The sequence below is a fragment of the Actinopolymorpha cephalotaxi genome (assembly GCF_013408535.1).
GTDB classification, from domain to species: domain Bacteria; phylum Actinomycetota; class Actinomycetes; order Propionibacteriales; family Actinopolymorphaceae; genus Actinopolymorpha; species Actinopolymorpha cephalotaxi.
On the sequence record NZ_JACBZA010000001.1, the window covers coordinates 4,264,883 to 4,277,239 of the forward strand.

The window sequence follows — 12,357 nt, forward strand, 5'->3', positions numbered from 1 at the left end:
GTCCGCGCAGTGCGTACGACGGGAAACCAGTCAAAGTTTTCGGTCCGGACTGTAATTGTGAATCGGCACCCACGACAGCCCTCGGCCGATCCACGTCCACGTTCGGCCGTTTCACTGTCCGGCCGACAGACCGTCAGCTCAGGAAGCCGAACGCCTGCACGAGGTTCGCCTCGGCGATCATCCGCGTGCCCTCGTGGTCGGGGAAGTCGGTGTCGAGCATGAGCAGCGGCTTCGCGACGAGCGACAGGTGCATAGCAAGCCGATAGAGCGCGAGCCGCTGCCTGTCCAGGTCCTCCCGGCGAAGGGCCGCGTAGTGCTTACCGAAGCGGATCCGCAGGAAGGCGTGCTCCCATTCGACGTCGAAGAACATCAGGCCCTCGATGTCGATGAGGACCGGGGCACCGTCGGAGTCGACCAGGACGTGATCCGGTCCCAGCTCACCGTGGATGAGGCCGTACGCGGTACGAGAGCCGACAGCACTCGCCAGCAGCCGCAGGACGTCGGCGAACTCGTCGTGCGCCTTCGCCACGCGCCGGTCACGGGACGCGGCGCCGGCGAGATCGGCGAGCGCGTTGTCGAGGACGACCTGCTCACACGAGGAACCGATCGGTCGATCGCCGGCGTCGACCAAGGCGACCTTGCCGTACGCCGGTCCGAGGTCGGCGTGCATCCGGCCGAGCGCGGCATTCAGCCGGTCCATGACCGCGCTCGCCGCCGCCGGATCGCTTGCCAGCAGGGTTTCCAGGTTCGGCCCCTGGAGATCCTCGACGACCGCGACGTCCGCCGGGAAGTGCGCCCGGCTTCGGTCCGCGAGGTAGACCTGCGGGCTGCGCACCCCCACCGCGTCCAGGTGGGCGCGCGCGGCCTCGAACAACTCGAAGCCGGAGGCGTGCGAGTCCGGGTCCCAGCTGTAGACAATCGCCGTGCTGTCGTCGTCGAACGCGAGGCGGTACACGCCCTTCTTGGTGCCACCGGCCAGGGGTTCGGTGGCGACCAACCGGCGGCCGTGGCCGAACGCCGCGCGGGCGAGCGCTGCCAGGTGTTCGGGGTCGGCGAACCTGCGTTCTGCGGTCACCAGCCGATCCTGGCCGCCGGAAGGACAGTCGCACAAGACAATTCGGGCATACGCGAAACTCACAGGTCAGGCACAGGCGGTTCGAGGACGAGGCCGAGGTTCTTCGGGCCGCGGAAGTCCAGGCGTACGGACTCGCACACGCCACCCAGCCCGCGGTGGTGCCCGGCGACGGCGGCCAGCAGTTCGGCCTGGCCCAACTTGTGGGAGCGATCCCAGAAGTTGCAGCACGGCACCACCAGGACAGGACGGGTGACGGCCGAGTCGACCACCTCCCGCAGCGCCTCGTCCGGATGCAGCCCGACCACGACGTCGTAGAAGTCGGCCATCCCCGCGGAGTACTCCTCCGCCCGGCCGGGCACGCCCTTCAGCGTCCAGCCGCGCGGGTCCACCACCTCGCACTCCATGCCGAACCGCTTGCGCAGCAGCCGCGCCAGCATCCCCTGGCCACCGGCCACGTCCGCGACGTACTTCGCGGTCGGGAACCGCTCACCGACGTACGCGGCGACCACCTCGAAGCGGGCCGGGTCACCGTGGAACCGATGCCGGCTCATCCCCCGCCCCCTTCCATGAACTCGCTGTCACGTGACCGCCATTGAACCGTCGACCGCGACGGCGCGACAATTCCCTGGTGCAGTTCAGCGCGGACGTTCGTGATCGGGTGTGCGGCGAACGCCTGTTCGAAGCATCGGGTAGGGTCGGGGCTGTGACTTCGGCGTTCCAGGGCTCCCTGCTGGACTTCGCCGACGAGCCGGGCCTGGCCGAGCTCGCCGGCGCCGTCCGCCGGGTGCCGCTCAGTTACGGAGCCTGGATCGACCTGCGGCCCGGTTGGGTGCGCGGTTCGGACGAGCTGTTCGAGCGGCTTTCGCAGATCGTCCCGTGGTACGCCGAGAAGCGGCAGATGTACGACCGGGTGGTCGACGTCCCGCGGCTGCTGTGCTTCTACGACGAGGACGTTCCCCTTCCCGACCCGCTGCTCGATCAGGCGAAAGCCGCCCTTGACAGCTACTACGCCGAGGAGCTGGGCGAGCCGTTCCGTACCGCCGGCCTGTGTCTCTACCGCGACGGCAGTGACAGCGTCGCCTGGCACGGTGACCGGATCGGCCGCGGCAGCACCGACGACACCATGGTGGCGATCCTCTCCCTCGGCGCCCCGCGCTCCCTGCTGCTGCGGCCGCGCGACGGCGGGGAGACGATCCGCCATCCGCTCGGCCACGGCGACCTGATCGTGATGGGTGGCTCCTGCCAGCGCACCTGGGAGCACTGCGTACCCAAGAGCAAGGGAGCGGTCGGGCCGCGGATCAGCATCCAGTTCCGCCCACGCGGCGTGCGCTGAGCCCGGACGAGCCGACCCGACCGGTGGGCGAGACGGCGCAGACCATGGCCGGACAGCTCGCCGCCCGACCGTCCGATGCCGTGGTTGGCTGGCGTCCATGCACATCGATCTCAGCGGACGGGTAGCCATCGTCACCGGGGCCGGGCGTGGAATCGGCCGTGAACTCGTGCGCCGGCTGGCCGCCGAAGGGGTCACCACGGTGGCGCTGGACGTCCACCCCGACGACCTGGACTCCCTCGGCGCCGAACTCGACGCCGAGAGCAGCGTGCCCGCGAGCCAGTTCGTCTGCGACGTCACCGACTCGGCCCGCATCCAGGAGGTCGTCGAGGAGACCGTACGCCGGCACGGCCGCATCGACATCCTGGTCAACAACGCCGGCATCGTCGCGGGCGGGCCCGTCGACGTCCTGTCGGAGGAGAGCTGGCGCCGCTGCCAGGACGTCAACCTGACCGGGACGTTCCTGATGTGCAAGGCCGTGGTGCCGGTGATGAAGGAGCAGCGGTCCGGGCGCATCATCAACGTCTCGTCGTTCGCCGCGATCGTGCCCACCGCGGGCGGTTCGGCGTACGCCTCGGCGAAGGCGGCGGTCGCGCACTTCACCCGCGCCCTCGCCGGCGAGCTCGGCCCCTGGAACATCACCGCGAACGCCTACGCCCCGGGCATGGTGCCCACGCAGATGAACCACTTCGCCGAACGCTCACCGGACGAACAGGACCGGCTGCTGGACCTGCTGACGATCCGCCGCTGGGGTACGCCGGACGACATCGCCAACCTGGTCTGCTTCCTCGCCTCCGACCAGGCGGGGTACGTCACCGGCACGCTGATCGACGTCAGCGGCGGCAAGCTCGCCACCCAGATCCCTCGCGCCGCCTACGACCGCGCGGCCCGCGCAACCTGAGGGCCTGAGCTGTCCCCCGGTCAGGCCTTCAGGTGTTCCCGCAGCCACGTCGCCGCCTGCGTCACCGCGGCCCGGGCGGCTCCGGTGTCGCGCAGCGCGTCCAGCATCACGAAGTCGTGGATCACCCCGGCGTACCGCACCGCGGTCGTGGACACCCCCGCCTGGCGCAACCTGACCGCGAACGCCTCGCCCTCGTCGCGGAGCACGTCGGCCTCCGCGGTGATCACCAGCGCCGGCGGCAGGTCGCGAAGGTCGTCCGGGCCGGCGCGCAGCGGGGACACCGTGGCCAGCGCGCGCTCGCCCTCGTCGGTGGTGTACTGGTCCCAGAACCACCGCATCGCGTCCCGGCGCAGGAAGTAGCCCTCGGCGAACTCCTCGTAGGAGGAGGTGCCGAACGCCGCGTCGGTCACGGGGTAGAACTCCACCTGTGCGGCGAACCGCACGTCCCCGCGCTCTTTCGCCAACAGGGTAAGGGCGATCGCCAGGTTTCCACCCACGGAGTCGCCGGCAACCGCGATGTGGGAGGAGTCCAGTCCCTGCAGGGCGCCCTGCGCGCAGACCCACTGCGCCGCCGCGTAGCACTGCTCCAGCGCGACCGGGTAGCGCACTTCCGGTGACCTGTCGTACTCCGGGAACACCACCGCGGCGTGCGCCTGGGTGGCGAGCTCGCGGACCAGCCGGTCGTGGGTGTGCGCGTTGCCGAACACCCAGCCGGCACCGTGCACGTAGACGATCACCGGCAGCAGGCCACGCGCCCGCGGTGGGCGGACGACCCGCACCCGCACGGACCCGGTCGGCCCGCCGGGTGCGGTCACCCACTGCTCGTCCACCTCGGGCGCTTCGACGCCGTCACCGGACTGCACCTCGTCCACCGCTGCCCGGCCATCCTCGGGCGGCAGCTCGTAGAGGTAGGGCGGCGCGTCGGTCGCCTCGGCGAACGCCTGCGCTGCCGGGTCGAGTGCGATACCTCGCGGGTTCGCCGTCATGGGCTGCTCCTGGGGACGAAGCGGACGACTCCGAACGTACGACTCACAACGTACGACGAGATCGCACGCTTCGCGCCGGAATGCCTACTTCAGGGCGCCCCTCGTCAGCCCGGCGACGAACTGCTTCTGGAAGAAGATGAACACCAGGATCACCGGCAGGGACGCCAGTAGCGCGCCGGACAGCAACATCCCGTAGCGGAAGTCGTACGGCCCGATCAGCGAGGAGATGCCGAGGTTCATGACGAACATCTTCGGGTCGGTGGTGATGATGAGCGGCCAGAAGTAGTCGTTCCAGAGTCCGAGGAACGTCAGGATGCCGAGCACCGCCAGGCCGGGCCGCACCAGCGGCACGACCACCCGCCACCAGATGCCGAACTCGGTCGCGCCGTCCACCCGGGCCGCGTCCAGCAGCTCGTTCGGGATCGACAGGGTGTACTGCCGCATCAGGATGATCCCGAACGCCGTCACCGCCCGCGGGATGATCAGGCCCTGGTAGGTGTTGAACCAGTCCAGCGTCCGCATGATCTGGAACTGCGGGACCAGCAGCACCTGGCTGGGCAGCAGGATGGTGGCCAGCATCAGGAACAGCAGTGGGGTCTTGAACCTGAAGTCGTGCTTGGCGAACGCGAACCCCGCGAGCGAGGCGAGCATCACCGCGAGGAACGTGCCCACCACCGCCACGATCGCGGTGTTCAGCATCCACCGCGCCACCGGGAAGCCCTGGAACAGCTGCGCCAGGTTGGTGAACGTCCACGTCCGCGGCCACAGGGTGAGCGGGACGCCGAAGATCTCCGCGTTGCTCTTGAACGCGCTGAAGGCCATGTAGAGGTAGGGCAACACCTCGACCAGGACGCCGATGAGCAACAGCACGTTGACGACGACGAACGACACCATCGGCCAGCGCCGCTTCGTCCCCGCCATGGGCGCGGTGTCGGCCTGTGAGCGCGCGGATACCTTGGTATAGGCCTTGTGAATGACTGCCACTTACTTCACCTCACTCGCCGGGCGCGGACCTACCGCGGAAGACCTTGATGTTGACCAACGACACGATCAGCAGGAAGAACGTCATCACGTAGGCGATCGCGCTCGCGTAGCCGACGTTGAAGAACTGGAAGCCCTGGTTGTAGATGTAGAGCGTCACCGTGAGCGAGGCGTCGGAGGGCCCGCCGTTGGTGAGCAGGAACGGCAGCGCGAACAGGTTGTACGAACCGATGATCGCCTGCAGGACGACGAACAACGCGATCGGCCGCAGCAGCGGCATGGTGATGTGGCGGAACGCCTGCCAGCTGCTGGCCCCGTCGATCGCGGCCGCCTCGTAGAAGTCCTCGTCGATGCCGTTCAGGCCGGCCATCCAGTACAGCGCGTTGATGCCGGTCCACGTCCACACGCCGATCAGCACGATCGCGAACATCACCAGCTTCGGATCGGTCAGCCAGGCGAACGGGCCGACCCCGAACCAGCCGAGTGCGGCGTTGAGCAGGCCGAACTGCTCGTCCAGGATGCGCGCGGCGATGACGGTGATGACCACTTCCGACGTCAGCACCGGGAAGAAGAACGCCGTTCGGTAGAAGGTCTTCCACTTCACCGACTTGGAGTTGATGGCGAGCGCGATCAGCAGCGACAGGCCGCCGATCAGCACGACGCTGCCGAGTGCGTAGATCGTGGTGTTGCGCAGCGCCATCAGGAACCGCGGGTCCGACATCAGGTGGATGTAGTTGCCCAGGCCCACGAACGTGCGGTTCTCGAACCCGAAGCCCTTGGTGAAGCTCAGGATGAACGAGTAGATGATCGGATACAGGCCGAACACCAGGAACAGCAGGAAGAACGGTGCGATGAACAGGTAGGGCGACACCTTCCGCTGCCGTTGCCACCACCAGGTTCGCGCCGGTTCCAGCGGCGCGGACAGGCGCGCGCCCAACGTCGACGTCGCCATCAGGCAACCTCTCCTTCTCTCACGGCATCCACGACCCTCACGCGGTCACGAAGTTGATGGTGTCGATCGACTCGCGCTGCGCCTTGGTCAGCGCCGACCGCGGAGCCATCCGCAGGTTCTGCATCGGCGGGGTGAGGCCCACCCGTACGAAGGTGCTGGTCGTCTCCGGCCAGTACGGCGACATGTAGGCGGTGGGGATCTCCGGCGACACCGCCTGGATCATGGCGCCCACCCGCTGGTTGTCGAAGAACGGCAGTGGCTCGGACAGCCGCTTGTCCTTGAACGCGGGCTTGTAGGTCGGCCACACCTGGCGGATGCCGAAGTCGGTGAGCAGCGCCTGGGAGTTGGTGTGCTCCCACAGCACGAAGTCGCGGGCCTCCTCGGGGTACTTCCCGGTCTTCAGCACCGTCACTCCGGTGCCGCCCCAGGTCGCGGTGCGCGCGCCGCCGGCCTCCCATCGCGGGAACGGCATCAGGTGCCACTTGCCCTTGGTCTGCGGGATGTTCTGCTGGACGAACCCGCTGAACTGCCAGGAGGGGCCGAGCAGGGAGGCGATCTTGCCCTGCTCGAGCGCGACGTTGTACGACTGGCCGGCCGGGCGCAGGGTCGACCAGCCGTCCTTCATCGCGTTCTGCATCCACGCCAGCGTGCGGATGCCCTCGGGGGTGTCCAGTGCGGGTGCGCCGTTCGGGCGGAAGAAGCCGCCGCGTTGCTGCAGCGTCTGCATCCACCACTGGCTCCAGTCGAGGTAGGCCTGGTCGATCAGGTAGCTGCCGGTGTCGCGGTGGAAACGCTTCGCCTCCTCGACGAAGTGCTCCCAGGTGGTGACGTTGGTGTCGACCTTCGCCTTCTTCCACACGTCGTGGCGATAGCTGAGCAGGCAGGCGTTGAGCTCGTTGCCGATGCCGTAGGTGCGGCCCCGCCAGGTCCACGGGTCGGTCGCGGACGGATGGTAGAGGTTGTCCCATTCACCCATCTGCCGCAGCTTTGCGCCCAGATCGACGAACAGCACGCTCCCTTTGATGAAACGGGGGAACTGACTGATTTCGACGTCGGCCATGTCAGGACCGCCGGATCCGGCCTGGGCGGTGATGAGCAACTGGTCGTGCATCTGCGTGAACGGCAGGATGAGCCAGTTGATCTCGAAGTCCGGATTCTTCTCTTTCTTGTACCGCTCGAACGCTTTCTTCTGCCACGCGATGCGCGTGTCGGTGAATGCCCAGAAATTGAGGACCTTCTTCGCCCCCCGATTCTGGTTCGGCGCCTGCCCGCAACCACCCAGAACGGAGCCGCCGGCAACGGCGGCTCCAGCCCCTACAGCACCTTTGAGCAGTGCCCTTCTGGTCAAGGACGCCATCTTCACCAGCCTTTCGAAAGCGCCGAACCGTACCGACCAACCACTTAATCGGGCAGTTCGTTTTTCTACTGATGGAAATACGGTTGACGCGACACACACGAATCCGCCGTCGGAGGCGTTGAGCGTACGACGTGATGCATTGCACGGCTAGCTCGGTGGCCAGCTTCGGACAGCATTGAATTCAAGTGATGACCTGGCTTTATGAACTGAACTTTCAAGTGCTGAGAGCTCAACAAACTGGGCCGCCCTTTTTACCCCGCGGCGTGCCGGAATGGCGTAGAGGCCGGGCGTTGGCCGCATTCGCGGGTACGGCCGACCCCGGGCACCCCGCCCGGTGAGCGTGGACGGGCCACCGGCGCCTGCACTAGCGTCCCAGGACATGCAGCACGGACCAGGCAAGCCTGGCAACACCAGCCCGTACGAGATGTTCCGGACCCTCGCCGACCACAACCACCCCAAGCACGCCTACCGGCCCGGCGAGGACGTCGCCGCCTGGCGGGCGCGGGCTCTGCCGGAGGTGCTGGCCACTCTCGGCCGCCCACCGGCGGCGCCCTCCCAGCCGCGGGCCGACCTGGTGGCCGAGTGGCAGGACGGCCCGGTGGTCACCCAGCGCTGGCTGTTGTCGGTGAGCGAACACCTGGAGGCCTACGCCTACGTCAACCGCCCCGCCGACCTCGCGCCGGACGAACAACGTCCGGCGCTGCTGTGCTGGCACGGCCACTCCGCCGGCGGCAAGGAGGTCATCATGGGCAACGCCTCCTCCCCGGAGTACCGCGACGCAGACCTGGACACGCACACCTCCTACGGCCGCCGGATGGCCGAGGACGGGTTCGTCACCTTCGGGATCGACTGGATGGGGTACGGCGACCAGGACGATCGGCGCAAGCCGCACCACCACGACGTGGCCGGCGACCGGGACTGGTGCAACCTCTACTACCTGCAGGCGACGATGCTCGGTATGACCCCGCTCGGCATCAACCTCGCCCACGGGCGGAGCCTGGTCGACCACGTGGCCACGCTGCCGTTCGTGGACCCGGACCGGCTGGGCGTGATGGGACTGTCCGGCGGCGGCACGATGACGTTGTGGAGCGCGCTCACCGACGAACGCCTGCGCGCGGCGGAGATCATCTGCTACAGCGACCTGTTCTCCGTCTTCGCGTTCCGCGACCTGAACTACTGCGGCTCCCAGATCACCCCCGGCCTCTTCACTCTCGTCGACCTGCCGGACCTGCAAGGACTGCTTGCACCGCGTCCACTGCTGGTTGACATCGGTGCCTACGACGAGTGTTTCCGGCTGGAGTCGGCGATGGCCTGCCACGAGCGGGTACGCGAGACCTACCGCGCGGCGGGTGCGGTGGACCTGCTCGAGCTCGACCTGTTCCCCGGCGGGCACGGCTGGGGCGGCAACCGGTCCGTGGCGTTCTTCTCCCGGCACCTCGGGGCCGTCCGATGAGCGGCACCCCGGCGGACCGAGCGGGCCGGCGTTCCGGCCGTACGAGATATGCCCTCTGCGGCTTGTCCAACCGCGGACTGTCGCTCTTCGCGCTGCCCCTGCTCGGCCTGGACGCCGGCGGCACCCGGCCGGCCGAGCCGTCGGAGCTTTCCGATCTTTCCGACCTGTCCGACCTGTCCGAGCACGGCGAGCTGGTGGCGATCCTCGACGTGGACGCCGAGCGGGTCCGCGCGTTCGGCGAGCTGACCGCCACGAACGTCCCGTACTACGCCCCGGCCGACTTCGACCGGATGGTGGACGAGGCCGACCCGGACGTCGTGCTCGTCACCTCCCCCGACGCCACCCACGCCATCTACGCGATCGCCGCGCTGCGCCGCGACCGCGACGTCATCACCGAGAAGCCGATGGCGGCAAGCTGCGCGCAGGTGCGGGAGATGCTCGCCGCCGAACGCGCAAGCCGCGGGTCGATCCGGGTGGCGCACAACCTCCGTTACACCGAACGCAACCGGCAGCTGAAGCAACTGCTGCTTGACGGTGCCGTGGGCCGGGTGACCAGTGTCGAGCTGACGTGGAGCGTGGACACCTACCACGGTTCGAGCTACTTCCACCGGTGGAACCGCGAGCGCCGGATCTCCGGCGGGCTGTCGATCCACAAGGCCTGCCACCACTTCGACATGGTCAACTGGCTGGTCGGCGACGTGCCCCAGCAGGTGTTCGCCTACGGTGCGCTCAACTACTACGGGCCGAACAGCCCGCACCGTCCGGAGACCGGCAGCGTGGACGGAGACGAAACCGACGACCCGCGCCGCGGATGCCCGTACCACCAACGCTGGCAGGGCGACGGCGACGTCCCCGAGGACGACCACCTCAAGCCGCGCACCGGCCTCGGCGGCCTTCCGTACACCGTGCAGTACCCACCCGGCCGGCAGAACTGGATCTACGACGAGGCCATCGACATCGAGGACACCTACTCCGCGGTCGTCCGCTACCGCTCCGGCGCGAGCCTGAGCTACTCGGTGCTGTTCTCCGGCGCCTGGGAGGGCTACCGGCTGGCGATCAACGGCACCCACGGGCGGCTGGAGGCGTGCAGCGTCGACTTCCGGGACGGGAAGGGCGAGACGCCCGAGTCCGGGCAGATCGTGCACTACCCGATGTTCGAATCGGCACGGCGGTACGACATCGCCGGCGGCGAGGGCGGGCACGGCGGTGCGGACCCGCTGATCCGGCGGGACCTGCTGCTCGGCCCGTCGAAGGAGTCGCTGGACCTGCGCATCCCGGCCGGCAGCCGCGAGGGTGCGCTGGCGGTGGCGATGGGCGAGGCGGTCTGGCGTTCGGTGGCCGACAACCGTCCGTACCTCATCGACGAACTGCTCGACGAGACCGCACGAACGTAGCCTGCGACGACGGGGAGGTACGGCGATGGTGAGCGACCTGGACGCCGAGCGGCGCGGAGTGGGCGAGCACGCCGGGCGCGACGGGTTCTTCCTGGTCGAGGACCTGGTCGGCGAGGACGACTGCGCGCGCTTCGGCGCCCGCCTCAACGAGTAGCCAGTGGCCGGCTGGCGGCTCCGGACGGCATCAGACTGCAGCGGGAGCCCGCGCTGGACCGGTCCGGTGAGGTGCGCGCGGACGGCGGCGACATCCGCAAGGTGGACGGGCTGTTCCACGACGACCTGCTGCACGGGCTGATCACCAGCGAGAGGGTGCTGCGGTTCGTCCGGGCGCTGGTCGGTGAGCCGCCGCGGCTGTTCCGCGCCACCGCACTGATGAAACCCGCGGCGGTCGGCTCGGAGAAGGGGCAGCACCAGGACTCGCCGTACTGGCCGATCGCGCCGATGTCCCTGTGGTCGTGCTGGATCCCGTTCGACGACGCCACCCTGGACAACGGCTGCCTGACCGTCGTGCCCGGCAGTCACCGGCGCGGGGCGCTGCCGCACGTGCAGACCCAGGACGACTTCGTGGTGCCGGCCGAGCACTACGACGAGGCGGCGCTGGTGCCGGTGCCGATGCGGCGCGGCTCCGCGTTGTTCTTCCACAGCCTGCTGCTGCACGGCAGCGCGGCGAACACCTCCGGCGACCCGCGCCGCGCGGTGACCATGAGCTACCTGGGCCCCGGCCACCGCTACACCGGCACGCCGCCGGCACCGGAGTACCCCCCGGTCACTGAGTAGGGTCGGGACGTCCCGGTCGACGTCGAGCGCAGAGGAGCGATGCCCGGTGGGCGAGGAGTGGCGCGAACGGCTGGACCAGCGGGCGTTGCTGGAGGCGAACGCCGCCGGCTACGCGCGGGTGGCGCTGGACAACATCGACCGGGAGTTCCCGTACGCCGTCCCGCACACGATGCGGGAGCCGGGCGACTTCCCGCACCGGCCGCGCGCACAGCATCCGGTGTTCTACGGCAGCTTCGACTGGCACTCGTGCGTGGAGATGTACTGGCTGCTCGTACGACTGCTCACGACGGCCAACCAGGGCGCACCGGTCGGCCCGCTGCCGGAGGCGGAGATCCGGTCCGCCCTCGACAGTCACCTCAGCGCCGACGGCCTGGCCGCCGAGGCCGCGTTCATGGTCGACCGGGTGGGCGGCCGCCGGGAGCGCCCCTACGGGTGGGGATGGGCGCTGCGGCTCGCGCACGAGCTGGCCGGCTGGGACGACCCGGACGCCAGGCGGTGGGCGGAACGCTTCACCCCGCTCGCCGAGACGCTGACCGGGAACTTCCTTCGCTGGCTGCCCAATGCGACGTATCCGGTGCGGTACGGCATGCACACCAACAGCGCGTTCGCGGTGTCCCTGACCCTGCCGTACGCCCGAGCCCGCGCGGCCGACGGCGACTCCGACCTGCTGGACGCACTCGTCGCGGCCACGCACCGGTGGTTCGGTGACGACCGCGACTACCCGGGCGCGTGGGAGCCGTCCGGCACCGACTTCCTCTCCCCCGCGCTGACCGAGGCCGAACTCATGGCTCAGCTGGTGCCGGCGGAGGAGTTCCCTGCCTGGCTGGAGCGGTTCCTGCCCGGGCTCGCCGACGGACGTCCGTCGGCCCTGTTCACCCCGGCGATCGTGTCCGACGCCAGTGACGGCCAGATCGCGCACCTGCACGGCCTGAACGCGAGCCGCGCGTGGTGCTGGCGCCGGATCGCGGAGTCCCTTCCGGAGAACGACCCGCGGGTGGGCGTCGCGCTCACGGCGATGCGGCGCCACGCCGACGCCGCGCTGCCGCACGTCGCCGGGAGCGACTACATGGTCGAGCACTGGCTCGCGGCGTACGCCGTCCTCCTGCTCACGTAGGGGTCCGTCCCGCGGATCAGGGCTGCGGTTCTCCGTC

13 protein-coding genes are annotated in these 12,357 nt (G+C 69.1%); 7 read left to right on the forward strand and 6 right to left on the reverse strand.

Annotated elements, in window-relative coordinates; translation table 11 throughout:
* Positions 1 to 133: 133 nt before the first annotated feature.
* Positions 134 to 1,075 carry a phosphotransferase family protein gene (locus tag FHR37_RS18830; RefSeq protein ID WP_092881030.1) on the reverse strand — a complete coding sequence of 314 codons (942 nt, stop codon included), beginning with the start codon at positions 1,073 to 1,075 and terminating at the stop codon, positions 134 to 136.
* A 59-nt stretch (positions 1,076 to 1,134) separates the two neighbouring features.
* Entirely contained in the window at positions 1,135 to 1,626 is a 492-nt protein-coding gene (locus tag FHR37_RS18835) for a hypothetical protein (protein ID WP_092881028.1), read from the reverse strand.
* Positions 1,627 to 1,778: 152 nt separating this feature from the next.
* Here FHR37_RS18835 and FHR37_RS18840 point away from each other — a divergent pair, with 152 nt between their 5' ends.
* Positions 1,779 to 2,408 (forward strand): alpha-ketoglutarate-dependent dioxygenase AlkB, encoded by a 630-nt coding sequence (locus FHR37_RS18840; RefSeq protein WP_092881026.1) that lies wholly within the window; start codon positions 1,779 to 1,781, stop codon positions 2,406 to 2,408.
* A gap of 97 nt (positions 2,409 to 2,505) precedes the next feature.
* Positions 2,506 to 3,306 carry an SDR family NAD(P)-dependent oxidoreductase gene (locus tag FHR37_RS18845; protein WP_092881024.1) on the forward strand — a complete coding sequence of 267 codons (801 nt, stop codon included), beginning with the start codon at positions 2,506 to 2,508 and terminating at the stop codon, positions 3,304 to 3,306.
* Between the two features lie 20 nt (positions 3,307 to 3,326).
* Here FHR37_RS18845 and FHR37_RS18850 read toward each other — a convergent pair whose 3' ends face one another.
* The 4 genes from FHR37_RS18850 to FHR37_RS18865 form a co-directional block, all read right to left on the reverse strand.
* Complete coding sequence (locus FHR37_RS18850; protein ID WP_092881022.1) at positions 3,327 to 4,292, reverse strand: alpha/beta hydrolase; 966 nt, start codon at positions 4,290 to 4,292, stop codon at positions 3,327 to 3,329.
* Between the two features lie 84 nt (positions 4,293 to 4,376).
* Positions 4,377 to 5,213, reverse strand: a complete 837-nt coding sequence (locus FHR37_RS18855) for a carbohydrate ABC transporter permease (RefSeq protein ID WP_092881020.1) — start codon at positions 5,211 to 5,213, stop codon at positions 4,377 to 4,379.
* Between the two features lie 73 nt (positions 5,214 to 5,286).
* Complete coding sequence (locus FHR37_RS18860) at positions 5,287 to 6,225, reverse strand: carbohydrate ABC transporter permease (RefSeq protein ID WP_092881018.1); 939 nt, start codon at positions 6,223 to 6,225, stop codon at positions 5,287 to 5,289.
* A gap of 37 nt (positions 6,226 to 6,262) precedes the next feature.
* Positions 6,263 to 7,582: an ABC transporter substrate-binding protein gene (locus tag FHR37_RS18865; protein WP_092881785.1), complete on the reverse strand. Its 1,320-nt coding sequence runs from the start codon at positions 7,580 to 7,582 to the stop codon at positions 6,263 to 6,265.
* A 379-nt stretch (positions 7,583 to 7,961) separates the two neighbouring features.
* On the opposite strand from FHR37_RS18865, the gene FHR37_RS18870 reads away from it, so the two are divergent.
* The 5 genes from FHR37_RS18870 to FHR37_RS18885 all read left to right on the forward strand — a co-directional run bounded on the left by FHR37_RS18870 (position 7,962) and on the right by FHR37_RS18885 (position 12,320).
* The gene (locus tag FHR37_RS18870; protein ID WP_092881016.1) at positions 7,962 to 9,035 is read left to right on the forward strand and encodes an alpha/beta hydrolase family protein; all 1,074 of its coding nucleotides are present in this window, start codon (positions 7,962 to 7,964) and stop codon (positions 9,033 to 9,035) included.
* Positions 9,036 to 9,097: 62 nt separating this feature from the next.
* A complete protein-coding gene (locus FHR37_RS18875; protein ID WP_175542340.1) occupies positions 9,098 to 10,429 on the forward strand; it encodes a Gfo/Idh/MocA family protein in 1,332 nt (443 codons plus the stop codon).
* Between the two features lie 25 nt (positions 10,430 to 10,454).
* Positions 10,455 to 10,583, forward strand: coding sequence for a hypothetical protein (locus FHR37_RS32590; protein WP_269086060.1), 129 nt, complete (start codon positions 10,455 to 10,457; stop codon positions 10,581 to 10,583).
* 71 nt (positions 10,584 to 10,654) lie between these two features.
* Positions 10,655 to 11,206, forward strand: a complete 552-nt coding sequence (locus FHR37_RS18880) for a phytanoyl-CoA dioxygenase family protein (RefSeq protein WP_330831753.1) — start codon at positions 10,655 to 10,657, stop codon at positions 11,204 to 11,206.
* Between the two features lie 46 nt (positions 11,207 to 11,252).
* Positions 11,253 to 12,320: a DUF2891 domain-containing protein gene (locus tag FHR37_RS18885; RefSeq protein WP_202817898.1), complete on the forward strand. Its 1,068-nt coding sequence runs from the start codon at positions 11,253 to 11,255 to the stop codon at positions 12,318 to 12,320.
* The last annotated feature ends 37 nt before the right edge of the window (positions 12,321 to 12,357 follow it).

Excerpts from the sequence above, each read along its gene's own strand:
- FHR37_RS18870 (WP_092881016.1), top strand. The coding sequence starts at position 7,962 with ATGCAGCACGGACCAGGCAAGCCTGGCAACACCAGCCCGTACGAGATG.
- FHR37_RS18835 (WP_092881028.1), bottom strand. The coding sequence starts at position 1,626 with ATGAGCCGGCATCGGTTCCACGGTGACCCGGCCCGCTTCGAGGTGGTC.
- FHR37_RS18865 (WP_092881785.1), bottom strand. The coding sequence starts at position 7,582 with ATGGCGTCCTTGACCAGAAGGGCACTGCTCAAAGGTGCTGTAGGGGCT.
- FHR37_RS18845 (WP_092881024.1), top strand. The coding sequence starts at position 2,506 with ATGCACATCGATCTCAGCGGACGGGTAGCCATCGTCACCGGGGCCGGG.
- FHR37_RS18855 (WP_092881020.1), bottom strand. The coding sequence starts at position 5,213 with ATGGCGGGGACGAAGCGGCGCTGGCCGATGGTGTCGTTCGTCGTCGTC.
- FHR37_RS18850 (WP_092881022.1), bottom strand. The coding sequence starts at position 4,292 with ATGACGGCGAACCCGCGAGGTATCGCACTCGACCCGGCAGCGCAGGCG.
- FHR37_RS32590 (WP_269086060.1), top strand. The coding sequence starts at position 10,455 with ATGGTGAGCGACCTGGACGCCGAGCGGCGCGGAGTGGGCGAGCACGCC.
- FHR37_RS18860 (WP_092881018.1), bottom strand. The coding sequence starts at position 6,225 with ATGGCGACGTCGACGTTGGGCGCGCGCCTGTCCGCGCCGCTGGAACCG.